This window comes from Paucibacter sp. M5-1, from assembly GCF_027498415.2.
GTDB lineage: Bacteria > Pseudomonadota > Gammaproteobacteria > Burkholderiales > Burkholderiaceae_C > Roseateles_E.
This window is the reverse complement of the sequence record NZ_JAPZLM020000001.1, coordinates 2,891,898-2,916,468: the sequence shown is the minus strand read 5'-3', so window position 1 is coordinate 2,916,468 and position 24,571 is coordinate 2,891,898. Positions and strand designations below refer to the sequence as shown.

Below are 24,571 nucleotides of genomic sequence, written 5' to 3'. Positions count from 1 at the left end.
GGGTTCCGGCCATTTCAAGGCTTGGCGAGCAGGCGTTCGAGTTCGAGCGTGAAGGGCCGGCTCAGCGGATCGGTGGCCGAGGCATAGCTCAGCACCTCCGCGCCATCGCGGCCCACCAGGTATTTGTGGAAATTCCACTTCGGCGCCTGGCCGCTGCGTTTGGCGAGGTCGAGGATCAGTCCGTTGCTGTCAGGCTTGCCGGCGCTCAGGCTGGTCTTGCTGAACATCGGGAACTTGACGTTGAAGGTGTTCTCGCAGAACTCGGCGATCTCCTTGTTGCTGCCAGCCTCCTGATTGAAATCATTGGACGGAAAGCCCAGCACCACCAGGCCGCGCGGGCCATAGCGCTGCGACAAGGTCTCCAGCGCCTTGTACTGGCCGGTGAAGCCGCAGAAGCTGGCGGTGTTGACCACCAGCAGCACCTTGCCGGCGTACTGGCACAGCGGCTGCGGCTTTTCGTCCTGCAGGCGCGGCATCTCGCGCTGCAGCAGGGCCGGGCAGCTCTGGCCCCAGGCGCTGCCCAGGCCCAGCAGCAGGCCGGTGGCGATGGACAATGCGAGTCGTCTGTTCATTGTTTGTCCTAGTCAAATCGACTTGTTACGTCCATACTAAGCCAATATTTTGGTTTTGTCTCATGTTTGTCCAAGACAAATTAGTCAATCGAAAGCCAATCCACGGGATCACGCATGGCTGAGTCGCCGGTCTTGCTGGGCATCACCGCCGTCGAGCGGGATACCGGCATCAGCAAGGACAGCCTGCGCATCTGGGAGCGTCGCTACCAGTTCCCGCAGCCGCTGCGCGATGCGCTGGGCGAGCGCGCCTACCCGCCCGAGCAGGTGGCGAAGCTGCGCCTGATCAAGCGCTTGCTGGATCTGGGCCACCGCGCCGGGCGCCTGGTGCCGGCCGATGTCGGCAGCCTGCAGTCGCTGCTCGACCAGGCGCAGCAGCAGGCCCGGCTGGCCGGCCCGGCGGCGGCCGAGCTGCAGCCCTTTGTCGATGCACTGCGTGTTCATGATGTCGACGGCCTGCGCCGCATGCTGGCGCAGGCGCTGCTGCGCTCGGGGCTGGGGGAGGGGGTGGTGTCACTCATCGCCCCCTTGACTACGCAGGTGGGCGAGCTTTGGATGCGTGGCGAGCTGCAGGTGTTCGAGGAACACATCTACAGCGAGTCGGTGCAGCTGGTGCTGCGCCAGGCCATCCAGGCGGTGCCGCAACTGGCGCGGGCCGAGCGGCCACGGGTGCTCTTGACCACCTTGCCGGGCGAGCAGCACGGCCTGGGCCTGTTGATGGCCGAGGCCCTGCTGGCGCTGGAGGGCTGCCAATGCCTGTCGCTGGGCGTGCAGACGCCGCTGGGCGACATCGTGCTGGCGGCGGCCGCCCACCGCTCCGATATCGTGGCCCTGAGCTTCAGTGGCTATCTGGCGGCCGGCCCGGTGGCCGAGGCGCTGGCCGAGCTGCGCGGGCGCCTGCCGGCCGCGCTCGAGCTCTGGGCCGGCGGCAATAGCGCCGCGCTGCAAAAGCGCAGCCCCCATACTGGGCTGCTGCATATCGCCGATCTCGCGGCCATCGGGCCGCAGTTGCAGCGCTGGCGGGCGGGCCGGGCATAAAATCGGCCCCGACCAACCGAGGACGGATCATGCTTTATCCCGAACTTTTCAAGCAGTTGGAAGCGGTGCGCTGGAATATGGACACGGACATCCCCTGGGACAAGTTCGACACCGAGCGACTCAGCGACGATCAGGCGCGCACCATCAAGATGAACGCGATCACCGAGTGGGCGGCGCTGCCGGCCACCGAGATGTTTCTGCGCGACAACCGCGATGACAGCGACTTCTCGGCCTTCATGAGCGTCTGGTTCTTCGAGGAGCAGAAGCACTCGCTGGTGCTGATGGAGTATCTGCGGCGCTTCCGTCCCGATATGGTGCCCACCGAGGACGAGCTGCACGAGGTGCGCTTCGACTTCGACCCGGCGCCGGCGCTGGAGACGCTGATGCTGCATTTCTGCGGCGAGATCCGGCTGAACCACTGGTACCGGCGCGCGGCCGAGTGGCATACCGAGCCGGTCATCAAGGCGATCTATGAAACCCTGGCGCGTGACGAGGCCCGCCATGGCGGCGCCTATCTGCGCTATATGAAGCGGGCGATGAGCAAGTTCGGCGACGAGGCCCGGGCCGCTTTTGCCAAGGTGGGGGTGTTGATGGCCAGCGCGCGCCGCACGGCCCAGGCCCTGCACCCCACCAATCTGCATGTCAACGCCGCGCTGTTCCCGCGCGACACCGTGCAGAGCCGCGTGCCCGACCCCGAGTGGCTGGAGCACTGGCTGGACAAGCAGATCCAGTTCGACGCGGTCTGGGAGAACAAGGTGGTGGAGCGCATCCTCCACAATATGAGCCTGCTGATGGAGCGCAGCTTCGCCAGCGTGCAGGAGCTCAACCGCTTCCGCAAGGAGATGGCGGCCAAGGTGGCCGCCGCAGCGGCCGGGCCGCAGACGGCCTGAACTCAAAAAGCCCGCAGCAGCGGGCTTTGTTTTTTTCGCGAGCCGTTCTTGATCAGGGGCGGCTGCGGCGCAGCACCAGCAGCCCGAAGCAGGCCGCCGCCACCAGCAGGCCGCCCAGCAGATGGGGCGAGGCCAGGTTCTGCAGCGCCGCCAGCGAGTCCTGCAGCGCCCAGCGGGCCACGCCGCCACCGAACTCGGCGACGCCGCCGCTCGAGTGGCGCAGCGCATCGAGCTCGCCCTCGTGGTTGGTGAAGGCCGTTCCCGCACCATGGAGCTGGGCGTTCAGCAGTTTCCAGACGATGGGGTTGGCGTAGACCTTGTCCAGCACATTGCCGCCGATCACGACCGTGGCGATCACCGCCGGCACCCCCCAGCGCTTGAGCCAGGCCGAGGCCGCCATCAAGATCATGAACAGCGGCGCCAGCCACAAGCTCATCAGCACCAGGCCCAGGGCCAGACGCGCCAGGCCGGCCAGGCCGGCCGCCAGCAGGGCCGTCCAGGACACCTCGGTCAGCGCAGCAAGGCCGCCCAGCTTGACGACGACGCCGGCCGCAATCACCAGGCCCAGCACGCTGCCCACCAGCAGGGCCAGCAGCGGCAGCAGCAGCACATGCATCACCAGGGTCGCGCCTATGCTCTCGCCATGGCCGGCCGGCAGCGAGAGCCAGAACTCGATCGAGCGGTCCTGCCTGTCGCGCCGCGCCAGGCCGGGCAGCTGCAGCATGACCGCGCCCCAGCTGAGGCCGGTGACGGCCACGGCGCACAGGGCGGTGGCCACGGCGGCCAGGGCCAGCGGTGAGAGCTCGGCTATCTCGAGCTCGACCTGGCCGAAGGGCAGCAGGGCCAGAAAGATCGCCGGCGGCAGCAGCATCACCAGCAGCCAGCCCTTGTGGTGCTGCATCCACTCGCGCAGCATTAGGGTTTGAAAGCGTGTCCACATGATTCTGGCTCCTCAGGCTTGGCTGCTGGATGACTGCATTTCGGGCTTGCGCGTCAGCGCCATGAACAGGTCGACCAGGCTGGGCCGAAAGCGCTGGCCCATCGCTTCGAGCTGAGGGGGCGGTGCGCCGTCGAACAGCGCCGCCGGCCGGCCCTGCTGGCGGTAGCGCAGCAGCGGATGGGCGGCGGCCACCGCGTCGGCGGCGGCCGGGTCATGGCTCAGTGCGACAAAGCGCGAGTCCATCTCCTCCAGGCTGATGTTCAGCACCAGCCGGCCCATGTCCAGCATCATCACGTCGCTCAGCAGGGTCTCGATCTCCTCGACCTGGTGGGTCGAGATCAGCACGCTGCGCCCGCCGTCGCACCACTCGTCGATCAGCATCTCGTAAAAGCTCTTGCGCGACATCACGTCCAGGCCCAGCGTCGGCTCGTCGAGGATCATCAGCTTGGTGTCTATCGCCGCGATCAGCGCCAGATGGGCCTGGGTCACCATGCCCTTGGACAGGCTCTTGACCTTGTCGTTCAGGCCCACGCTGGTGCGCTTGAGCAGGGCGCGGGCGCGCTCGGCCGAGAAGCGCGGCTGCAGCCCGCTCATCAGGGTGATCAGCTCGGACACCTTGGCCCAGCGCGGCAGCACGGCCACATCGGGGATGTAGCTCATGTTCTGCAGCAGGGTCTCGCGCTGCCGGCCCGGGTTCAGGCCCAGCACCGTCAGCTCACCTTGCGCCGGCAGCAGGCCCACCAGGGCCTTCATCAGCGAGGTCTTGCCGGCGCCGTTATGGCCCAGCAGGCCGACGACGCGCCCCTTGGGGATCGTGAAGCTGATGTCGTCGACGGCGGTCTTGCTGCCATAGCGCAGGCTGAGTCCGCGCGCCTCGACGAGGGTGTTGTTGTGATCGCTCATTGCTGTTCTTCCCAGTTCAGATCCTTGGCGCTCAGGCCCAGGCGGCGCAGTTTGGCACGCAGAGCCGGCCACTCCTGCTGCAGAAACTGCTCGCGCTCGCTTTTCAGCAGGCGTGAGCGGGCCCCGGGCTGCACATACATGCCCAGGCCGCGGCGCGGCTCGACCAGGCCGTTGTCCACCAGGGCCTGCAAGGCCCGGCTGACGGTCAGCGGATTGATCAGGTACTGGCTGGCCAGCACCCTCACCGAGGGCAGGGCCTCACCCTCGGGCGGGCTGCCGTCCAGCAGCTGCACCGCCAGGCGGTCGGCGAGCTGTTGGTAAATCGGGCTTGAATCGTTCCAGCGCTGCATGGCGTGGGCCTTGTGTGTTGCTGATGTAGCACACCATAACAAGAGCCCCGCTGTCGCCCTAGCGCGGGCCGACAGACTGCAGCAGCGGCGGGATGAACTGCAGGGCCTGGCGACCTCCCGGTGCCAGGCCCTTCAGCCGTGTCAGCCGCGACGGCGGCGTGTGACGAAGCCGATCGCGCCCAGGCCGGCCAGCAGCAGCGCGTAGCTGCTCGGCTCGGGCACCGGGGCCAGGGTGGCGTTCAGGCTGAAGTTGTCGACGGCCAGGCCGTCGTCGGCGCCGCTGGCGTTGAAGTCGGTCCAGCGCAGCCACACGGTGGCGCCCTGGGCCAGGCTCAGGCCACTCAGGCTGCCGGAGACGGCGGCGCTGTTGCTGTTGCCGTTCAGTGCACGGGCGCTGCCGGTGGTGACGATGGAGCCGAAGTCCAGCGCGCTGACGCTGGTCCAGCTGCCGGTGTTCAGCGAGCTGGCGTCGGTGCTGTACTGGAACTGCAGGCGGTCGGCGCGGTTGGCAGCGCCCAGGCGCCATTGCTCGCCGGTGTAGCTGATCGCCAGGCTGTCAATCGCGCGGCTGGCCTGGTTGGTGAAGGAGGCGCCGAACACCGTCAGCAGATTGCCGGATTGCAGGCTGCCCAGCGCGCGGTCGCTGCTGCCGGCGCTGCCGAAGCTGTAGGTGTTGCCGGCATTGCTGCCGCCATCACCGACGCCGTAGCTGGCATTGGCGTTGGCAAGGGTCTCGGTAAAGGCCCAGCCTGCCGGCAGTGCGGTGCCGGTGCTGCCGCTGCTGGCCAGGCTGTCGAAGTTCTGCTGATAGCTCAGAGCGCCTTCGCCCAGCTCGATGGCTGCGTTGGCGGACAGGCTGGCGGCGCCCAGGGCGACGATGGCGAGGAATTGTTTGGACACTGTGGGTTCTCCCGGATTGGATGGGCTGATGGATGCTGTCTGGCAGCATGGCGCCATCCTTCAGCAAGACCGTGAATCCTGCGTGTCACCGGGGCATGGCCGAACGGACTCCCCCGCGATTGCAGGGGGAGGGCAGGTTTCAGGCCTTGGCGAAGCGATCCTGGTCGGCCTTGCGGTCGGCCGCCACCTTCTGCGCGCTGGGTCGCTCGCCGATCAGCTTGACATAAGGCTTCCAGTCGATACCGCCGGCCGCCAGCAGGTCCTCGCTCAGCACCGCCTTGGAGGCCATCGCGACCAGGGGCAGGCTGACCCAGGCGGCGCAGTCGGCCTGGGTGAAGCTGTTGCCGGCGAGATAGGGCGAGAACTTCGCCAGGCGCTTGAAGCCGGCGATGTTCTTTTCCAGCAGCTTGCGGGCGCGGGCCTGCGTGCCCTCGCTGACCGTGCCGCCGAAAAAGGCCTGCGGATAGAGCTCGCGCGCCACCAGTTCCAGGTGCAGCTCGACAAAGGTCACCAGCTCGCGCACCTTGGCCGCCTCGAAGGGGTCGGCCGGCAGCAGGGCCGGCGTCGGCTGGAGGGTCTCCAGATAATCCATGATGACCTGGCTCTCGCACAGCGGGCCCTGCGGCGTGCGGATGAAGGGCACCTTGCCCAGCGGCGTGCAGCTCAGCACCGCCTCATCGGCCGATTTGGTCATCACCAGCTCTTCCTCGAAGGGGATGCCCTTCTCCAGCAGGGCCAGCTTGACCTTGTTGTAGTAGTTGGACAGCGAGAAGCCGCACAGCGTGATCGTCATGGTTTGTCTCCGGCAGGTCTGGGGGTGGCGGCAGTCTAAGCGGGCCGCCGGGCAGCGACTGCCGCGCTGGAGACAGGCGACTATTTCCTGTTGACCAGGGCCACGCCGGCCGTCAGCGCCACCAAGGCCACGCCCAGGCGCAGGCTGATGCTCTCGCCCAGCAAGAGCGCGCCGGCCAGCAGACCGAACAGCGGCGTCGACAGCGTGAAGCTGGCCAGCCGGGTGGCCGGATAGTGGCGCACCAGCCAGAACCACATCAGATAGCTGGCAAAGCTGACGACCACGGTCTGGAACAGCATCAGGCCCGAGAGCCGCATCGACCATTGCAGCGCCAGCGTCTCGCCGATCAATGCCGCCGCCGCGACCAGGCCCAGGCCCGAGACGCCCAACTGGTAGAACAAGGTCTTCTCGGCGCTGGCCGCCGAGAGCTTGGTCGCCCGTATCGCCAGGGTCGTGCCGCCCCAGAGCAGCGCGGCCAGCAGGCCCAGCGCATCACCCAGCCATTGGCGGCCGGAGTCGCTGGTCTGGCCGAAGCCTTCCGCAAAAGCCCAGGCCACCGCCGCGAAGGCCAAGAGCAGGCCGGCGCTCTGGCGCAGGCTCAGCCGCTCCGACTTGGCGATGAAGGGCATGCCCAGCGCGACGACAAAGGGGCTCAGATAGATGAAGACCACCATGCGCGAGGCGCTGGTGTACTGCAGGCCGGCGAAGATGCAGGCGAACTCCAGGCCGAACAGCCCGCCGGCCAGCAGGCCGCCGGCCAAGGTGCCGTCGCGCTCGAACAGCTTGATGCCGCGCGTTGTCGCCCAGGCCCACACCAGCAGGGCCGCGCCCAGCGAGCGCAGCCCCGCCTGCCACAGCGGCGAGATCTCGCTCAGCGCCGCCTTCACCGCCACCTGGTTCAGCCCCCACAGCAGGCAGCAGACCAGCAGGCTGCTCACGGCCAGGGTGTCGAGATGGGTTTTGCGCTGTGTGGGGTTCATGCCTTCATCATGCCGCCGGCCGGGCGCGGCGCGGCGACGCAAGCGCGCTGATCGCACTGCTGACGGCGCCAATGACGGCACCACTGACCGCCCCGCTCAGATGCGCGACCGGCGCGATCAGGATGTCCCAGCCGGGCAGCGCGCGCAGTGCCGGCCCGAGCGGCTGCTCCAGGCTCAGCTTGACGATCAGGCCCAGCGCGATGGCCAGCGCGATCAGGCGCTCGCGCCCGGGCCGGCGCAGCAACTCCAGCACCGCGACCGCGACGCCGGCATGCAGCACGCCCGACAGGCCGCCGTAGTGCAGCAGATCGGGCCGCAGCAGCAGGCCGGCCTGGGTCAGCGGCCAGGCCAGGGCCCAGGCCAGCGCGGCCTGCGCCGGCAGCCGCGCCGCCCAGCCCAGCAGGGCCAGCACCGCGCAGCCGGCCAGATTGGCCAGCAGATGCTGAGCGCTCCAGTGCACAAAGGCGGCGCTCCAGAAGCGCCAGGGCTCGGCCCAGGCCAGCGTCGGCTGCCAGTCGAGCCCGGCCGTCGGGAAGCTTTGGGCCAGCAGGGCCCCGAGCGCGAGCAGGGCGGCCAGCGCCGCCCAGGGGCTCAGCCGAACACCGCTTGCCACAGGGCCAGCACGGCGTCGCGCTGCTTGTCCAGGCCCAGCTCGGCCAGGCTGGTGGCGTCGACGGCGGTGGGCTGCTCGTCGAGCCGGGCCCGGTGCTGGATGCGGCGCAGCTCGCGGTAGGCATCACCGGCCGCCTGGCCGATGCCCGGCGGCAGCAGGCCCACGCCCTCGGCGCGCTGCAGCAGCGCGATGGTGCCGGCGTTGTCCAGCAGCGTCGGGTGCTGGCCGGAGAACATCAGCACCAGGTACTGCAGCGCGAACTCGGCGTCCATCATGCCGCCGGGGCTGTGCTTGACATCGAACTGCCCGGCCCGCACCGGCTTGGCCTGGCGCACCTTCTCGCGCATGGCCAGCACCTCCTGGCGCAGCGCGGCGGGGTCGCGCGGCGCGGTCAGCACCGCGCGGCGCACGCCCTCGAAGCGCTGGCCCAGCGCCGCGTCCCCGGCGCAGAAGCGCGCCCGCGTGATGGCCTGGTGCTCCCAGGTCCAGGCGGTGTTGCTGCCGCGGCCGGTCTGGTAGTTCTCGAAGGACTGGATGCTGGTCACCAGCAGGCCCGAGTTGCCGTTCGGGCGCAGCGCGGTGTCGATATCGAACAGCTCGCCGGCGGCGGTGCGCAGGGTCAGCCAGGTGATCAGCTTGCGCACGAAGGCGCCGTAGATCTCTCCGGCATTCTCGTCTGCGTCGTCGAACAGGAAGACCACGTCAAGATCGCCGCCGTAGCCCAGCTCCTTGCCACCGAGCTTGCCGTAGGCGATCACCGCGAAGCCCGGCGCCGCGCGATGCGCCTGCTTGAGCCGCGCCCAGGCCCATTCGATCACGCATTGCAAGGTGGCATCGGCCAGCGCCGAGAGCTCGTCGGCCACCTGCTCCACCGTGATCTTGGCCTCGACATCGCGCACCAGGGTGCGGAACACCTCGGCATGGTGGGCGCGCCGCAAGGTGTCCAGCAGCGCCTCCTCGTCGGCCTCGCCGGAGCGGGCCCAGGCGGCATGGCGGTCCTGCAGATCGCCGATGAACTCGCTGCCGCTGAAGCGTTCGCCCAGCAGGCGGTTGTCGGCCAGCTCATCGATCACGCCCGGATGCAGCATCAGATAGCGCATCGGCCAGCGCGCCAGGCCCAGCAAGCGAAGCAGCCGGGTCTGCACCGAGGGCCGCTCCACCAGCAGGGCCAGATAGCTCTCGCGCCGCAGCAGCGGCTCGATCCAGTCGACAAAGCGCAGCGCCGCGTCGAGGCTGCATTCGCCGTCGCGCACGCCCAGCGCCGCCCGGCCCACCAGCTTGGCCAGGCGCAGCCGCGACTCCTCGCGCAGCGCCTGCACCCGCGGCTGCTGGGCCCAGCGACGCACCGAGCTGGCCAGCGCGGGCGGCAGCTTGTCCAGAAACTCCTCGGCATCGACCGGCAGCGCCGGCCCGCCGCAGCCGCCGCTCTTGCAGCCGCCGGGCTTGGGCGCCTGGCCGTCGTGCAAGAGCGCATCGAACTCGGTGGCCACCAGCTCGCGCACCTCGCAGAGCTTGTCGAACAGCTCGCAGGTGTCGCTGCGGCAGATCAGGCCGAGGCTGCGGGCGATCCAGCCCAGGTCTTCGTCAGCACCGGGCAGGCAGTGGGTCTGCTGATCGTCGAGGAACTGGATGCGGTGCTCGACCCGGCGCAGAAAGACATAGGCCTCGATCAGCTTGTCGGCGGTGGCCGGCTTCATCAGCCCGCGCGCCGCCACTCGCGACAGCGCCTTGACCGTGGAGCGGGTGCGGATCTCGGGAAACTGGCCGCCGCGCACCACCTGCAGCAGCTGCACGATGAACTCGATCTCCCGGATGCCGCCGCGCGACAGCTTCACATCATTGGCCCGCTCGGGCCGGCCGGCCGCACGCTTTTGCGCCTCGTCGCGGATCTTGCGGTGCAGGGTGCGCAGGCCCTCGAACACGCCGTAGTCCAGATAGCGGCGGTAGACAAAAGGTGTCACCAGCGCGCGCAGCGCCAGCGCCCGGCCATTGCTGCGGCTGGCCAGCGGCGCGACCACCCGGCTCTTCAGCCAGGCAAAGCGCTCCCATTCGCGGCCCTGCACCAGGAAATACTCCTCCAGCATCGCCAGGCTGACCACCGGCGGGCCCGAGTTGCCATTGGGCCGCAGCGCCAGGTCGACACGAAAGACCTGGCCGTCGTCGCCGACCTCGCCGATCAGCGTGTACAGGCGCTTGGCGACCAGGCTGAAGTACTCATGGGCGCTGATGGACAGGGCGCCGTCGGTGGCGCCCTCGTCCTCGTAGACATAGATCAGGTCGATATCGGACGAGACATTGAGCTCGCGCGCGCCCAGCTTGCCCATGCCGATGACCCAGAACTCGATCACCTGGCCCTCGGCATTACGCGGCGCGCCGTGGATCGCGTCCTGGGCGCTGCGCGCCTCGGCCAGCGCCAGGTCCAGCGTGGTCTCGGCCAGCAGTGTCATCGCCAGCGTGATGTCCTCCATCGCCGCGCCGGTCTCGATGTCCAGCACCGCCAGGCGCTCCAGCACCAGATGGCGGGCCACCCGCAAGGCGCTGGGCAGCGCCCGGCCGCCGGCCTGCAAGGTGGCCACCAGGGCCTCGATCACCGCGCGGTCCGGCAGGCCCGGCGGCAGCAGCGCCAGCTCGGCCTGATAGCGGCGCCGGATGCGCTGCACAAAGCGGCTGTGCGTGGCGCTGACTGTTTCAGACTGCAAAGAATGCCCGGCCGTCGTCATGGCAGTTGGCTCGCTGTGCTAGATTCGGCGCCAACCTGGGAGCGCCGGGCTGCGTCGCTGACATGGGCATGCAGCACCCAAGGAGATGCAAGCACGGTCATATTGTTTTCTGCTCCATCGCGAGCTTCTCCCTCGTACATGTCGTTCATCGCAAGCTTTTCAGCCGCCGCAAGACGTGTTGCACAGCGACCCACCCGCTGGCTGCTGCGGGGGACCCGCTGGGCTCTCGGTCTGGTCTTGCTCGCCTGGGGCTTGCTCCTGTCGGCCTGGCTGGTCTTGCACTGGGCAATTCTGCCCCACATCAATGATTGGCGCCCCGACCTGGAGCGCATGGCCTCGCAAAGCCTGGGGCTGACGCTGCGCATCGGCCAGATCGAGGTGCGCTCGGGCGGCTGGATCCCGGCGCTGGAGCTGCGCGATGTGCGTTTGCTGGACCCGGCCGGCCGCGAGGCGCTGCGCCTGCCCAGGGTCTCGGCGGCCCTGTCGGCGCGCTCGCTGCTGGCCTTGGAACTGCGCTTTTCGCAACTGCTGATCGACGGCCCCGAGCTGGAGGTGCGCCGCGATGCCCGGGGCCGGCTGTTCGTGGCCGGCCTGAGCCTGGACGAGGGCGCCACGGCGGCCGGCACCGGCGACGACATGGCCGACTGGTTCTTCTCCCAGCCCGAGTTCGTGATCCGCCAGGGCCGGCTGCGCTGGGTCGACGAGGGCCGCGCCGCGCCGCCGCTGGAGCTCAGCGCGGTCGACCTGGTGCTGCGCAACGGCCTGCGCCGCCACGATCTGCGCCTGGATGCCACACCGCCGGCGGCCTGGGGCCAGCGCTTCAGCCTGCGCGGGCGTTTCACCCAGTCGCTGCTGAAGCGGCCCGCCGAGCTGCAGCACTGGAGCGGCCAGCTCTATGCCGACCTGCCGCATGCCGATCTGCGCCAGCTCAAGCGCCATCTGGACCTGCCTTTCGAGCTGGAGGAGGGCGACGGCGCGCTGCGCGCCTGGGCCGAGTTCAAGGACGGCCAGCCGAACAGCGTCAGTGCCGATGTGGGCTTGCGCGCCGTGCGCCTGCGCCTGGGTGCCGAGATGGAGCCGCTGGACCTGACCCGCATCCAGGGCCGGCTCGCGGTGCAGCGGCGCGCCGACGGCTATTCGCTGAGCGCCACCCAGCTGGGTTTCGAGGGCGCAGACGGCCTGGCCTGGCCGCGCTCGGACTGGTCGCTCTCGCTCAAGCGGGCCGCCGCCAAGCCCGGCCAGCCGCTGCCGCCGATCAGCGGCGGCGAGCTGCAGGCCCAGCGCCTGGATCTGGCCCTGATGAGCCAGATCGCGACCCGTCTGCCGCTGGGCCAGGCCCAGCGCGACTGGCTGGACGAACTGGCGCCGCAGGGCGTGATCAGCGCGCTGACGGCGCGCTGGGACGGACCGCTGGATGCGCCCAAGAGCTACCGCATCCAGGCCAAGGTCGATGGCCTGCAACTGGCGGCCCAGTCGGCCGAGCAGGGCGTGGGCCGGCCGGGCGTGGCCGGCGCCAGCCTGCAGCTCGAAGCCCATGAGGGCGGCGGCCAGGCCCGGCTGAGCCTGCAGGACGGGCTGCTGGACCTGCCCGGCGTGTTCGAGGAGCCGCTGCTGCCGCTGCAGCGCTTCAACGCGATGCTGAACTGGCGCATCCAGCCCCGTGCCGGCAAGCCGCCGGCGCTGGAACTGCGGCTCAGCGAGGCCAAGCTGGCCAATGACGATCTGCGCGGCGAGCTGGAGCTGCTGTGGCGCACCGGCGAGGGCGGCCCGGCGGGGCAGTCGGTCAACGGTCGCGGCGGCCGCTTCCCCGGCCAGCTGGAACTCAACGGCCGGCTCGACCAGGCCAAGGCGGCGCGGGTGGCACGCTACCTGCCGCTGGGCGTCGGCGCCCAGGCGCGCGACTATGTGCGGCGCGCGGTGCGCGGCGGCGAAGGCCGCCAGGTGCAGTTCCGGGTGCGCGGCGATCTGTGGGACTTCCCTTTCGACAGCAGCCCGGCCGGCCAGTTCCGCATCGCGGTCCAGGCCCATGATGTCGATCTGGCCTATGTGCCCGATTCCAGCTGGCCGGCGATGGAGCAGGTCAACGGCGAGCTGGTGTTCGAGCGCGGCAGCATGCGCATCCGCAATGCCCGCGCCAAGGTGCTGGGCTATGAGCTCAGCGCGGTCAACGGCGGCATCAAGGACCTGGTGCAGCACCCGGTGCTGGCGCTGGAGGGCAGCGGGCGCGGGCCCATGGCCGAGCTGCTGCGCTTCATCAAGCTTTCGCCGGTGGGCGAGTGGATAGGCAAGGGCCTGCAGGACGCCACGGCCAGTGGTGCCGCCACGCTGAAGCTGGCGCTGCAGATCCCGCTCGACGATGTCGAGCGCAGCACGGTCAAGGGCAGCGTGACACTGGGCGGCAACGATGTGCGGCTGGGGCCGCAGCTGCCATTGCTGGCCGGGGCCCGGGCGCGCATCGAGTTTGACCGCCGCAGCGTCACGGTGCAGGGCGGCGCGGCCCGGGTGCTGGGCGGCGACGCCACTTTCGAGGGCGGCAGCCAGCGCGACGGCAGCCTGCGCTTTGCCGGCCAGGGTCTGGTCACGGCCGAGGGCTTGCGGCGCGCTGGCGAGCTGGGCCTGGCGGCGCGGCTCGCCCAGCAGATGGGCGGGCAGACCGCCTACCGCCTGCAGCTGGGCATCAAGGAGGGCCAGACCGAGTTCACGCTGACGAGCAGCCTGCAAGGCCTGTCGCTGGACCTGCCGGCGCCGCTGCGCAAGGAGGCGGACGCGGCGCTGCCGCTGCGCCTGCAGAGCACGCTGCTGGCCGGCAAGCGCGACGAGCTGCGGCTGGAGCTGGGCAGCCTGGTGCTGGCCCAGTACCAGCGCGACATCAGCGTCGATCCGCCCCGGGTGCTGGCCGGCGCGCTGGCGCTGCAGGACAAGCTGCCGGCGCTGCCGGCTCAGGGCGTGAGCCTGCAGGCGACGCTGGACCGGGTCGATCTCGACGCCTGGCAGGCGCGCGCGCAAAGCCTGCTGGGCGGCACGGCCGCCGCGTCGTCCGCCCTGGGCGGGACTGCAGAAATGGGCGGCTATGTGCCGACCCAGATCGCGCTGCGCGCCCGCGAGCTGCAGCTGGGCGGGCGCACGCTGAGCCGGCTGGTGGCCGGCATCACCCACGCGCCCGAGCAGCACAGCTGGCGCATCAATCTGGACGCCGAGCAGCTCAACGGCTATCTGGAGCTGCGCAGCGCCCACGACAAGCAGCCCGGTCGCGTCTACGCGCGGCTGGCGCGGTTGTCGCTGCCCAAGAGTGAGGCCGACGAGGTCAGCACCCTGCTGGAAAAACCCAGCGACAGCGTGCCGACCCTGGACATCGTGATCGAGGACTTCGAGCTGCGTGGCAAGCGCCTGGGCCGGGTCGAGGTCGAGGCCTCGCTGCACGGGGCGCAGCGCGAATGGCGGCTGAACAAGCTGCAGCTCAAGCACCCCGACGCGCTGCTCAATGCCAGCGGACGCTGGCTGGCCGACGGCACGGGGCGGCGGCGCACGCTGCTGGACTGGAAGCTCGATGTGGCCGACGCCGGCAATCTGCTGGAGCGCCTCGGCCAGGGCCGGGTCTTGCGCGGCGGCAAGGGCGAGCTGACCGGCCAGCTCGCCTGGCTGGGCTCGCCGTTGAGCCCGGACTATCCCAGCATGGGGGGGCAGCTGAAGGTGGCGCTGGATGCCGGCCAGTTCCTGCAGGCCGAGCCGGGCGTGGGCCGGCTGCTGGGCATCCTGAGCCTGCAGTCGCTGCCGCGCCGGCTGACCCTGGACTTCCGCGATGTGTTCAGCGAGGGCTTTGCCTTCGACGGCTTCGGCGGCGACATCAAGATCGAGCGCGGCGTGGCCAGCAGCGAGAACCTGCGCATGAGCGGGGTGCAGGCGGTGGTCGTGATGGAGGGCCATGCCGACCTGGCGCGCGAGACCCAGGACCTGCGCGTCGTGGTCGTCCCCGAGATCAATGCCGGCGGCGCCTCGCTGGCCTATGCGGCCATCAATCCGGCCGTCGGCCTGGGCACCTTCCTGGCCCAGCTGGTGCTGCGCAAGCCGATGATGGCGGCCAACACCCGCGAGTTCCATGTCACCGGCAGCTGGGATGATCCCAAGGTCGAGAAGGTGGACCGCAAGGCCGGCGCCGAGGCGGCGGCGTCGGCGCCCTGAACGGAGATTTGACGATGATGAAGATTGCAGCGATCCAGATGGTGTCCGGGCCCGATGTGGCCGTGAACCTGGCGCGGGCGCGCCACTGGCTGGCCGAGGCGGCCGCGCAGGGCGCGCGGCTGGCGGCGCTGCCCGAGTACTTCTGCCTGATCGGGCTGAAGGACGAGGACAAGCTGGCGATTGCCGAGGCCCCGGGCGCCGGGCCCATCCAGCAGGCGCTGGCCGATGCGGCGCGCGAGCTGGGCCTGTGGATCATCGGCGGCACGCTGCCGCTGCGCACCGCCGATCCGGCGCGGGTGCGCAACAGCTGCCTGGTCTTCGCGCCCGACGGCAGCCAGGCCGCGCGCTACGACAAGATGCATCTGTTTTGCTACGACAACGGCCGCGAGCGCTATGACGAGGGCCGGGTGCTGCAGGCCGGCGAGGCGCCGGTGGCGGCCCAGGTAGAGGAACTGCGCGTCGGGCTGTCGGTCTGCTACGACCTGCGCTTTCCCGAGCTCTACCGCAGTCTCGGCCCGCTGGATCTGATCAGCGTGCCCGCCGCCTTCACCCACACCACCGGCCAGGCCCATTGGGAGCTGCTGCTGCGCGCGCGAGCGGTCGAAAACCTCGCTTATCTCATCGCACCGGCCCAGGGCGGCACGCATCAGAATGGACGCCGGACCTGGGGCCACACGATGATCGTCGACCCCTGGGGCGAGGTGCTGGCATGCCTGCCCGAGGGCGAGGGCGTGGTGCTGGCGGAGATCGACACGGCACGGCTGGCCCAGCTGCGGCAGCAGCTGCCGGCCCTGCAACACAGGCGTTTGTGATGGTGACGAGCAGGCGGAATTTGCTGATCGCGACCGGATGTCTGGCCGGGCTGGCCGCCTGCGGCACGGCCTCGCAGTCGCACAAGATGGCGCTGGCCCCGGCCGATGCGCTGCAGCTGCGCGGCTTCATGCCCGAGGGCCTGCGCGGCCAGGTGGCGCTGGCCGATGTCAGCGGCGGCGCCGAGACCGGCCGCTGGTGGGGCTCCAAGGTCAGCAGCCTGGCCTTGGAGCATGCGCTGGAGGAGTCGCTGCGGGCCGTCGGCCTGTGGGCGCCGAGCCCGCCGGCGGCGCGCTACCGGCTCAAGGCCCAACTGCTGGCACTGTCGCAGCCGCTGGTGTCGCTGGACACCGAGGTCGCGAGCGCGGTGCATTTCAGCCTGGTCGAGCAAAGTGGCGGGGCCGTGGTCTACCAGCGCAGCGTGCGCACGGTCCACAAGGCCGAGTTCAGCGAGGCCCTGCTGTCGCACCCGGAACGCCTGCGCCTGGCCAATGAGGGCGCGGTCCGCCAGGCCATCCAGCTGATGCTGCGCGATCTGGCCAATCAGCGCTTTTGAGCCCCGCGCGCGGCGGCTGAATTTGCTTATTGCGATTCCGTTCTTGGAAATCTAGGGTTTTCCACTAGCATCGCGGGCTGCGAATTTGACGGGGCCAGGCCCCGCCGTCCCCGGTGATAGAACTCGACGACATCCATAAATCCTTCCGCCTTGGCGAGCGCCAGGTGCCGGCGCTGCGGGGCCTGAGCCTGCGGGTCGAGCCCGGCGAGGTGTTCGGCATCATCGGCGCCTCGGGCGCCGGCAAGAGCACCCTGCTGCGCGTGATCAATCTGCTGGAGCGGCCCGACAGCGGCGCCGTGCGGGTGGCCGGTGCCGAGCTGTTGGGCCTGGATGAGGCGGGGCTGCGCGCGGCGCGCCAGCGCATCGGCATGATCTTCCAGCACTTCAATCTGCTGTCCAGCAAGACCGTGGCGCAGAACGTGGCCTGGCCGCTGCTGATCGCCGGCCGGCCGGCCGCCGAGATCGGCCCGCGCGTGGTCGAGCTGCTGGCCCGCGTCGGCCTGAGCGCCCATGCCGACAAATACCCGGCCCAGCTGTCCGGCGGGCAGAAGCAGCGCGTCGGCATCGCCCGCGCGCTGGCGACGAAGCCGCAGCTGCTGCTGTGCGACGAGGCCACCAGCGCGCTGGATCCCGAGACCACCCGCGATGTGCTGGACCTGCTGGCCGAGATCAACCAGGAGCTGGGCCTGACCATCGTGCTGATCACCCATGAGATGGAGGTGGTGCGGCGGGTCTGCGACCGGGTCGCGGTGCTGGAGGCGGGCCGCATCGTCGAACAGGGCGAGGTGGCGCGGGTCTTTCTGCATCCGCGCGAGGCGGTGACGCGGCGCTTTGTGCTGGAGGCCGAGCATGTCGACGAGCAGGCGCAGCTGGACGATTACGCCCATGTGCCGGGCCGGCTGCTGCGCCTGACCTTCCGGGGCGAGCGCACCTATGAGCCGCTGCTGGGCGAGGTGGCGCGGCGCGCCGGCATCGACTTCGGCATCTTGTCGGGCCGTATCGACCGCATCAAGACCGTGCCCTATGGCCAGCTGACGATCTCGGTGACGGGCGGCGATCTGGCCGCCGCCGAGGCGCTGCTGAGCGAGCGCGGCGTGACCGTGGAGGTGCTGCGCTGATGTTGGATATCTTTGTTGCGATGGACTGGGCCGAGATCGGCCTGGCCGGGGTCGACACCCTCTTGATGCTGGGCGGCGCGCTGCTGTTCACCTTGCTGCTGGGCCTGCCGCTGGGCGTGCTGCTGTTCCTGCTCGACCGGGGCCAGCTGCTGGCCGCGCCGCGCGCCTATGCGCTGCTGTCGCTGGTGGTCAATGTGCTGCGCTCGCTGCCTTTTGTGATCCTGCTGATCGTGCTGATCCCCTTCACCTTGCTGGTGGCCGGCACGTCTCTTGGCGTGGCCGGCGCGATCCCGCCGCTGGTGGTCGGGGCCGTGCCCTTCTTTGCCCGCCTGGTCGAGGGCGCGCTGCGCGGTGTCGATCGCGGCATCGTCGAGGCCGGCCAGGCCATGGGGGCCAAGACCTGGCAGATCGTCTGGCAGGCCCTCTTGCCCGAGGCCCGGCCGGCCATCGTCTCGGCCGCCACCGTCACCGCGATCACCCTGGTCGGCTACACGGCCATGTCCGGCGTGATCGGCGGCGGCGGCCTGGGTGATCTGGCGATCCGTTTCGGCTACCAGCGCTTCCAGACCGAGGTGATGGTGGTGACGGTGGTGTTGCTGCTGCTGCTGGTGCAGCTGCTGCAGATGCTGGGCGATTGGCTGGTGCATCGCTTCACCCGTCGTTGATTGCCCGCCGTTGATTTTTTCTGTTGTACCTAGAGGAGTAGACCCATGAAGAAGATTGCAATTGCCCTGGCCGCCCTGGCCATCAGCGGTTTCGCCGCCGCCGAGAAGCTCAGCGTGGCCGCCACCGCGGTGCCGCACGCGGAGATCCTGGAATTCGTCAAGCCGGGCCTGGCCAAGCAGGGCGTGGAACTGGAGATCAAGGTCTTCACCGACTATGTGCAGCCCAATGTGCAGGTGGCCGAGAAGCGCCTGGACGCCAATTTCTTCCAGCACAAGCCCTATCTCTCCGAGTTCAACAAGGGCAAGGGCGCGAACCTGCAGGCCGTGGTGGCCGTCCATGTCGAGCCCTTCGGCGCCTACTCGGCCAAGCACAAAGCCCTGGCGGAGCTGCCCAGCGGCGCGACGGTCGCGATCCCGAACGACCCCAGCAATGCCGGCCGTGCGCTGCTGCTGCTGGACCGCGCCGGCCTCATCAAGCTCAAGAGCACCGACAACATCCTGGCCACGCCGCGCGACATCGCCGACAACCCCAAGCAGCTGAAGTTCCGCGAGATCGAGGCCGCGACCCTGCCGCGCATCCTGCCCCAGGTCGACCTGGCCCTGATCAACACCAACTACGCGCTCGAAGCCAAGCTGAACCCGGTCAAGAACGCGCTGGCCATCGAGGACGCCCGCTCGCCCTATGCCAACTGGCTGGTGGCCCGCGCCGACAACAAGGACTCTGCCGCGCTGAAGAAGCTGGCCGCCGCGCTGAACAGCGCCGAGGTCAAGCAGTTCATCGCCAGCAAGTACAGCGGCGCGGTGGTGCCGGCGTTCTGAGGCCGGGCAGCGCCCGTCTGGCAGTTGGTCTGGCTCAACCAGGCTGAAGCCGGGCTGATTAACGGCCTGGCGAAAGGCCACCAGGGCGGCCTTGCCGGCGGGTGCTGCTCAGGGCGGCGCCAGCCCCCAGTGCTTGCGCGCAGCTTCCTGCAGGAAGGCCGTCACCGCCCGCACGCGCGAAGCGTTGCGCCGGCTCGGCAAGGAAACGGCGTACATCGTGTACGCCGCCCGTGAAGCGAAGGGCGCCAGGACTTCGACCAGCTTGCCATCCGCCGCATCCGCTGCAGCCAAGGGCTGTGACAGCACCCCGATGCCGGCGCCGGCCACCAGCGCGCGGTGAAGCAGGGCCGAGCTGCTGGCCGCCAGCTGTGATCTGACGGTGATCTCCAGCTTGCGCCCGGCATGGCGGAAACCCCATGTGACGGCCGGTCCCTGCGCGGTATGGGTCACCGTCTGGTGTTGGTGCAGGTCCGCCGGCTCGGTCGGTGCTCCGTGCCGGCGCAGGTAGTCCGGCGATGCGTACAGGCGCCGCTCGAACGAACCCAATTCGCGGGCGACGACCGCATCGCTGCTGCCCAGCGTCGTGCGCAGTGCCACGTCGATGCCGTCGGTCACCAGGTCCATCACACGGTCGTCGGCCACCAGTTCGATGCGCAGTGCCGGGTGTCGCTCACGCAGTGCGGCCAGCTGCGGCACGATCAGTTGCTCGCAGATTTCCTGGCTCGACGCCAGCCGCACGGCGCCGGCCACGCGGTGGCGTTGCTGGTCGAACGACGCCGCCATGTCTTCGAGCCGGCCCAGGAGTTCACGCGCTTCCTGCACCAGCTCGGCGCCCTCGGGCGTTGCCGACAAGCCGTGCGTGGAGCGACGCAGCAGCGTGATGCCAAAGCCGCTTTCGAGGCGATCGACACCACGCGAGACGACGGATACCGCCACATCCATCTCCCGAGCCGCTGCCGAGAACGATCGCAGGTCGAGCGAGCGCACCAGCCAGCGCAGGTCCGCAGGGTCGGGCAGGAAAGGTCGCATCGGAAGGTCTTCTGCTCTTGGGCGCTGCGCGTCTGCTTTTGCTTGGCGAGCAAAACCGATTATGCCGCGCGACGGTTTCCGGCAGGGGCCGGGCTGCCTACATTCACTGCACCAACCACCCCGCAAGCGAAGGAGACAGCCATGCCCATACTCAACGTCAAGGTCAGCGCGCCGCGCACGACTGAGCTTTCCGAACGCATCAACGAGATGCTGCTCGAGCTGACCAGCCGCGTGCTCGGCAAGCGGCGCGACCTGACCGCCGTGGTGATCGACTACGTCGACCCGCGCGACTGGTTTGTCGCCGGCAAGTCTTTGGCCGAACAGAAGCTGGCCAGCTTCTACTTCGACGTCAAGGTGGTCGACGAAACCAATACCAAGGCCGAGAAAGCGCGCTACGTGGCCGAAGCGTTCGAGGCCTTTGCTGCCCTGCTGGGCCCGCTGCACCACGAAAGCTATGTACATGTGCACGACGTGCGGGCCAGCGCCTATGGCTTTGGCGGCAAGACCCAGGAATACCGCCACCAGCACCCAAGCCTTTGAGGAGACAGCCATGGAATTCGCCAAGCTCGTTGTCGCCGCGGCCATGCGCCGTGCGGGACTGGATGACTGGATACCCGAAGGTGACGGCAAGTGGTCGCTGCCGCTGCAGTTCCTGCCCGATGGTGCGGGCTGGGTCGAGTTGATGCGGCTCGACCCCGGCGTGCGCGTGGGCTTGCACCGGCACACCGGCGAAGTCCATGCGCTGAACCTCGCCGGCGAACGCCGCCTCAACGATGGGAGGGTGCTGCGAGCCGGTGACTATGTGTATGAACCCGCCGGCAATGTCGACTGGTGGGAAGCGAGGGGCAGTGAGCAATTGCTCGTGCATGTGGTCGTCAAAGGCAGCGTCGAATATCTCGGCGCGCACCACAGCGTGCTGCAGCGGATCGACACGGCCGATCGCATCGCCGACTACCGCCGGCACTGTGCGGCGATCGGCAGCCGACCGCACGAGCTGGTTTGATTCGAGCTTGCCCTGAGCGCCGGCACGCGCTCAAAAGCTGGCGGTGGCGCAGCCGCGTCGAGGCCGACCCGGGCTGCGCCCACTTGGGCCCCAGAAGTCTTGACTGCGGATGTCTGGGTCGAAAGCCGCCCTCCCATCACCCCCGGTTATCCCGCCCCCCTCAAGCTGGCATGGCGCTTGATCGCGCAGCCGGAATAATGGGCGCCTTTCTTGGCCAACCCTGACCGTCCCGCGCATGGTGCTCAACTACATCTGGATCGCCTTCTTCCTGATCGGCTTTGCCGTGGCGCTGGCGCGGCTGCTGCAGGGCGATCTGCTGATCTTTTCGCAGATCCTGACCGGCATCTTCGACACCGCCAAGACCGGTTTCGACATCTCGCTGGGCCTGGTCGGGGTGATGTCGCTGTGGCTGGGCATCATGAAGATCGGCGAGCATGCCGGCGTGATCCAGCTGTTCGCGCGCGGCATGGCGCCGTTCTTCAAGCGCCTGTTCCCCGAGATCCCCAAGAGCCACCCGGCCGGCGGCTCCATCGTGATGAACTTCAGCGCCAATATGCTGGGCCTGGACAATGCCGCGACGCCGCTGGGCCTCAAGGCGATGAAGGAGCTGCAGGAGATCAACCCGCAGAAGGACACGGCCAGCAACGCGATGATCATGTTCCTGGTGCTCAACACGGCGGGCATCACCTTGATCCCGACCTCGGTGATCGCGATCCGCCAGGCGCTGGCGGTGGACCAGGGCCTGGTCGGCTTCAACGCCGCCGACATCTTCCTGCCGACGCTGATCGGTACCTTCATCTCCTTCTCGGCCGGCCTGGTCGCGGTGGCCGCCTATCAGCGCATCAATCTGCTCAGCGCGCCGGTGCTGGCCTTCTTCGGTGGCTTCATCGCCATCATGGCGGCGCTGTTCGGCTGGCTGCACCGCTACCCGCCCGAGCTGATGGCCAAGTACATCGGCCTGCTGGGCAGCCTGGTGATCCTGTCGGTCATCGTGATGTTCATCGCGGTGGGGGCCTGGCGGCGCATCAATGTCTACGAGGCCTTTGTCGAGGGCGCAAAGGAAGGCTTCGGCGTCGCCATCACCATCATTCCCTACCTGATCGCGATCCTGGTGGCGATCTCGGTGTTCCGTACCACCGGCTGCATGGACTATGTGGTGGGTGGTATCGCCTGGGCCGTGGCGGCGGTGGGCCTGCCGACCGACTTCGTGCCGGCCCTGCCGGTGGGCTTGATGAAGACGCTGTCGGGCAGCGGTGCGCGCGGGCTGATGGTGGACGTGATGAAGACCTACGGCGTCGACAGCTTCGAGGGCAAGCTGGCTGCCATCATCCAGGGCTCGACCGAGACCACCTTCTATGTGCTGGCGGTCTACTTCGGCAGCGTCAACATCAAGAAGACCCGTTACGCGCTGACCTGCGGCCTGATCGCCGATGTGGTGGGCGTGGTGGCGGCCATCCTGGTGGGCTACTGGTTCTTCAAGTAAGCCGGCTACCATCGGGCACCGTCCACTCCAGGAGTTCACCATGGCCGCTATCCATATCGCCGTGCTGGTCGGCAGCCTGCGCCGCGATTCGCTGAACCGCCAGCTCGCCAGCGCGCTGGCCAAGCTGGCCCCGCCGGAGCTGAGCTTCGGCCAGGTCGAGATCGGCGAACTGCCGCTCTACAACCAGGACGATGACGCCAGCCCGGCCGAGCCGGTGCAGCGCTTCAAGGCCCAGATCAGCGCGGCCCAGGGCCTGCTGTTCGTCACGCCCGAGTACAACCGCTCGATCCCCGGCGTGCTGAAAAACGCGCTGGACCATGGTTCGCGGCCCTATGGCCAGAGCGTCTGGGCCGGCAAGCCGGCCGGGGTGCTGGGGGCCTCGGTGGGCGTGATCGGCACCGCGCTGGCGCAGCAGCATCTGCGCAATATCCTGGCCTATCTCGATGTGCCCACGCTGGGCCAGCCCGAGGCCTTCATCCACGCCGGCAAGGGCTTCTTCGATGCCGACGGCGGCATCAACGAGGGCAGCCGCGCGTTTGTGCAGGCCTGGGTCGATCGCTATGTGGCCTTCATCAAGGCGCGGGTCTGACCGGGCCGGCACGGCCATGGCGTCGGACGGCTTCGAGCCCGAAGACCTCGATGCGCTGCTGAATGACTTCAGCGCGCGCTTGCGCGAGCGCGACAAGCCGATCGACCTGACGATCTCGCTGGCCCGGCTGGAGGCCGCACAGCGCCCCGCACTGCCGTCTGCAGGCCGCCCGCGCCGGCCCGGTGCCGGCCGCTGGAATATGGACGACGTCAGCGACGTCGAAGACCTCAGCGAGCGCCGCCGTGCGCTCCAAGCCCGGGCCGAGCAACAAGCGGCTGAACGCGCTGCGGCTGAACGCGCTGCGGCTGAACGCGCTGCGGCTGAACGCGCTGCGGCTGAACGCGCTGCGGCTGAACGCGCTGCGGCTGAACGCGCTGCGGCTGAACGCGCTGCGGCCATCGAAGTCCGCCGGCGCGCCGCTGCCGCCGAGTCGGCGGCGCAGCCGCGCATCGCGCTGGCGCGCGCGCCCGACCCTGCCGTGCTGGACCTGGCCAGCATCCGGCTGCCCGAGGTCGCAGCGCCCTGCGCAGCGAGCGTGCCCTCGCTGAGCCTGCCCGCAGCGGCGCCGCAGGCCGCGCTGGATCTGTCCTCCTTGGGCCGGATGCTGGGACGGGTGGCGCATCAGGCGGCCGCGCATGCCGCGCAAAGCCGGGTCGGGGCAGAGACGGACGCCGGCTCCTCGCCAGCCCCACTCCTCAAGACCTGACCCCTCCGAACTTCTCCCCTATTTGTCGCGCTTCTTGGCGCCGCTCGCCCGGCCCTTGTCCGCGCTCACTGCCGGTTTCCCCTTCGCCGGCTGATCGCCGATCACGCTTTTCAGCGGGCAGACCGAGAAGGCCGGGCATTTCTTGCAGCCCACGGCAAGGGCAATCGGGCACAGCGTCATGATGGGCGGTCTCCGGCCGGCTGGCTGCCCCGGGGGCTCGGGGTCATGGCGGGCTGGCGCCTGTGCAATGTACTCCTGCGCTAGATCAAGCGGCTGGCGGCCTTGTAGTCCCCCGCCGACAGCAAGACCCTGTCTTGGCCGGTCGACAGCCGGCGGTGCCGCGCCCAGCATGGCAGCACATCCACTCGCAGGAGGCCCTCGCGATGAACGCTCCCACACCCCATCCCACCAGCTTCGGCAGTTTCAATCCGGTCGGCCATGTGGTGCTGGCCCTGCCGCGCGGGGCCGATCTCGCGGCGATCCGGGCGGCGCTGGCCGAGGCCGGCCGCCCCGTGGTGCGCACGCTGACGCCCGCCGAGATGCAGGCCCAGGCCGAGGCCGATCTGGCCAACCCCAGCCCGCTGGCCGCGTTCGGCCAGGAGATGAATATCGTCAAGGCCCATCGCGAGCTGGCGCTGCAAGGCCACAGCTTCATGGTGGTGGAGGCCGCGCATGAGGCCCAGGTGCAGCGGGTCGCCGAGATTGCCCGCCGCCACCGCGCGACCCGGGCCCAGCATTATGGCCGCTGGGTGATCGAGGAACTGGTGCCGGTGGGCAGCAGCGCGCAGCAGACCACCGAGACGCCGGCGCGCGGGCTCGACGCGCAGACCGCCTCCGGTCAAGAGCGCGCGCCGCTGCGCTGAGCGCGGTCATGACGCGAGCCGCGCTGCCGTGCAGTCCTGCACGCGCTGCGCTGCG

General features: G+C 69.3%; 25 protein-coding genes. 14 read left to right on the top strand and 11 right to left on the bottom strand.

What is annotated here, in order from left to right; genetic code table 11:
* Positions 1-14: 14 nt before the first annotated feature.
* On the bottom strand, positions 15-572 hold the full coding sequence (locus tag O5M90_RS13700; RefSeq protein ID WP_262969025.1) for a glutathione peroxidase: 558 nt from the start codon (positions 570-572) through the stop codon (positions 15-17).
* Between the two features lie 114 nt (positions 573-686).
* Here O5M90_RS13700 and O5M90_RS13695 point away from each other — a divergent pair, with 114 nt between their 5' ends.
* Both O5M90_RS13695 and O5M90_RS13690 read left to right on the top strand, forming a co-directional pair.
* A complete protein-coding gene (locus tag O5M90_RS13695; RefSeq protein WP_269839185.1) occupies positions 687-1,607 on the top strand; it encodes a MerR family transcriptional regulator in 921 nt (306 codons plus the stop codon).
* 29 nt (positions 1,608-1,636) lie between these two features.
* The gene (locus O5M90_RS13690; protein WP_137945668.1) at positions 1,637-2,497 is read left to right on the top strand and encodes an acyl-ACP desaturase; all 861 of its coding nucleotides are present in this window, start codon (positions 1,637-1,639) and stop codon (positions 2,495-2,497) included.
* A 52-nt stretch (positions 2,498-2,549) separates the two neighbouring features.
* On the opposite strand, the gene O5M90_RS13685 is transcribed toward O5M90_RS13690, so the two are convergent.
* From O5M90_RS13685 to glnE, 8 genes are all read right to left on the bottom strand, one after another.
* The gene (locus O5M90_RS13685) at positions 2,550-3,437 is read right to left on the bottom strand and encodes a hypothetical protein (protein ID WP_440402101.1); all 888 of its coding nucleotides are present in this window, start codon (positions 3,435-3,437) and stop codon (positions 2,550-2,552) included.
* A gap of 12 nt (positions 3,438-3,449) precedes the next feature.
* Positions 3,450-4,340, bottom strand: coding sequence for an ABC transporter ATP-binding protein (locus tag O5M90_RS13680; protein WP_269839182.1), 891 nt, complete (start codon positions 4,338-4,340; stop codon positions 3,450-3,452).
* Positions 4,337-4,690: a GntR family transcriptional regulator gene (locus O5M90_RS13675; protein WP_137945665.1), complete on the bottom strand. Its 354-nt coding sequence runs from the start codon at positions 4,688-4,690 to the stop codon at positions 4,337-4,339. The genes O5M90_RS13680 and O5M90_RS13675 overlap by 4 nt, the downstream gene beginning before the upstream one ends.
* 141 nt (positions 4,691-4,831) lie before the next feature.
* Complete coding sequence (locus tag O5M90_RS13670) at positions 4,832-5,590, bottom strand: PEP-CTERM sorting domain-containing protein (RefSeq protein ID WP_269839181.1); 759 nt, start codon at positions 5,588-5,590, stop codon at positions 4,832-4,834.
* A gap of 139 nt (positions 5,591-5,729) precedes the next feature.
* Complete coding sequence (locus tag O5M90_RS13665) at positions 5,730-6,383, bottom strand: glutathione S-transferase (RefSeq protein WP_269839180.1); 654 nt, start codon at positions 6,381-6,383, stop codon at positions 5,730-5,732.
* Positions 6,384-6,463: 80 nt separating this feature from the next.
* Positions 6,464-7,363, bottom strand: coding sequence for a DMT family transporter (locus O5M90_RS13660; RefSeq protein WP_269839179.1), 900 nt, complete (start codon positions 7,361-7,363; stop codon positions 6,464-6,466).
* Positions 7,364-7,370: 7 nt separating this feature from the next.
* Positions 7,371-7,976 (bottom strand): rhombosortase, encoded by a 606-nt coding sequence (gene rrtA, locus O5M90_RS13655; RefSeq protein WP_269839178.1) that lies wholly within the window; start codon positions 7,974-7,976, stop codon positions 7,371-7,373.
* Complete coding sequence (gene glnE, locus O5M90_RS13650; RefSeq protein ID WP_269839177.1) at positions 7,955-10,696, bottom strand: bifunctional [glutamate--ammonia ligase]-adenylyl-L-tyrosine phosphorylase/[glutamate--ammonia-ligase] adenylyltransferase; 2,742 nt, start codon at positions 10,694-10,696, stop codon at positions 7,955-7,957. The genes rrtA and glnE overlap by 22 nt, the downstream gene beginning before the upstream one ends.
* Here glnE and O5M90_RS13645 point away from each other — a divergent pair.
* The 6 genes from O5M90_RS13645 (at position 10,679) to O5M90_RS13620 (ending at position 18,843) form a co-directional block, all read left to right on the top strand.
* The gene (locus O5M90_RS13645; protein ID WP_332909466.1) at positions 10,679-14,875 is read left to right on the top strand and encodes a YhdP family protein; all 4,197 of its coding nucleotides are present in this window, start codon (positions 10,679-10,681) and stop codon (positions 14,873-14,875) included. The genes glnE and O5M90_RS13645 overlap by 18 nt on opposite strands.
* Positions 14,876-14,892: 17 nt before the next feature.
* Positions 14,893-15,687, top strand: a complete 795-nt coding sequence (locus tag O5M90_RS13640; protein WP_269840073.1) for a carbon-nitrogen hydrolase family protein — start codon at positions 14,893-14,895, stop codon at positions 15,685-15,687.
* 20 nt (positions 15,688-15,707) lie between these two features.
* Complete coding sequence (locus tag O5M90_RS13635; RefSeq protein WP_171018476.1) at positions 15,708-16,241, top strand: hypothetical protein; 534 nt, start codon at positions 15,708-15,710, stop codon at positions 16,239-16,241.
* Between the two features lie 113 nt (positions 16,242-16,354).
* A complete protein-coding gene (locus tag O5M90_RS13630; protein WP_137945656.1) occupies positions 16,355-17,359 on the top strand; it encodes a methionine ABC transporter ATP-binding protein in 1,005 nt (334 codons plus the stop codon).
* Positions 17,359-18,024: a methionine ABC transporter permease gene (locus tag O5M90_RS13625; protein WP_269839175.1), complete on the top strand. Its 666-nt coding sequence runs from the start codon at positions 17,359-17,361 to the stop codon at positions 18,022-18,024. Before O5M90_RS13630 ends, O5M90_RS13625 begins: the two co-directional genes overlap by 1 nt.
* A gap of 45 nt (positions 18,025-18,069) precedes the next feature.
* The gene (locus tag O5M90_RS13620) at positions 18,070-18,843 is read left to right on the top strand and encodes a MetQ/NlpA family ABC transporter substrate-binding protein (RefSeq protein ID WP_137945654.1); all 774 of its coding nucleotides are present in this window, start codon (positions 18,070-18,072) and stop codon (positions 18,841-18,843) included.
* Positions 18,844-18,951: 108 nt separating this feature from the next.
* On the opposite strand, the gene O5M90_RS13615 is transcribed toward O5M90_RS13620, so the two are convergent.
* Positions 18,952-19,872 (bottom strand): LysR family transcriptional regulator, encoded by a 921-nt coding sequence (locus tag O5M90_RS13615; protein ID WP_269839174.1) that lies wholly within the window; start codon positions 19,870-19,872, stop codon positions 18,952-18,954.
* 141 nt (positions 19,873-20,013) lie between these two features.
* Between O5M90_RS13615 and O5M90_RS13610 the strand changes: the two genes are divergently transcribed.
* The 5 genes from O5M90_RS13610 to O5M90_RS13590 all read left to right on the top strand — a co-directional run bounded on the left by O5M90_RS13610 (position 20,014) and on the right by O5M90_RS13590 (position 23,653).
* The gene (locus O5M90_RS13610; protein WP_262969039.1) at positions 20,014-20,412 is read left to right on the top strand and encodes a tautomerase family protein; all 399 of its coding nucleotides are present in this window, start codon (positions 20,014-20,016) and stop codon (positions 20,410-20,412) included.
* Between the two features lie 10 nt (positions 20,413-20,422).
* Complete coding sequence (locus tag O5M90_RS13605) at positions 20,423-20,875, top strand: cupin domain-containing protein (protein WP_269839173.1); 453 nt, start codon at positions 20,423-20,425, stop codon at positions 20,873-20,875.
* A gap of 235 nt (positions 20,876-21,110) precedes the next feature.
* The gene (locus O5M90_RS13600; RefSeq protein ID WP_262969041.1) at positions 21,111-22,358 is read left to right on the top strand and encodes a nucleoside recognition domain-containing protein; all 1,248 of its coding nucleotides are present in this window, start codon (positions 21,111-21,113) and stop codon (positions 22,356-22,358) included.
* A 40-nt stretch (positions 22,359-22,398) separates the two neighbouring features.
* Positions 22,399-22,947, top strand: a complete 549-nt coding sequence (locus tag O5M90_RS13595; RefSeq protein ID WP_137945651.1) for an NADPH-dependent FMN reductase — start codon at positions 22,399-22,401, stop codon at positions 22,945-22,947.
* 16 nt (positions 22,948-22,963) lie between these two features.
* Complete coding sequence (locus O5M90_RS13590; protein WP_269839172.1) at positions 22,964-23,653, top strand: hypothetical protein; 690 nt, start codon at positions 22,964-22,966, stop codon at positions 23,651-23,653.
* Between the two features lie 18 nt (positions 23,654-23,671).
* Here O5M90_RS13590 and O5M90_RS13585 read toward each other — a convergent pair whose 3' ends face one another.
* Complete coding sequence (locus O5M90_RS13585) at positions 23,672-23,833, bottom strand: hypothetical protein (protein ID WP_171018354.1); 162 nt, start codon at positions 23,831-23,833, stop codon at positions 23,672-23,674.
* Positions 23,834-24,036: 203 nt separating this feature from the next.
* Here O5M90_RS13585 and O5M90_RS13580 point away from each other — a divergent pair, with 203 nt between their 5' ends.
* Entirely contained in the window at positions 24,037-24,516 is a 480-nt protein-coding gene (locus O5M90_RS13580; RefSeq protein ID WP_269839171.1) for a hypothetical protein, read from the top strand.
* Positions 24,517-24,571: the final 55 nt, after the last annotated feature.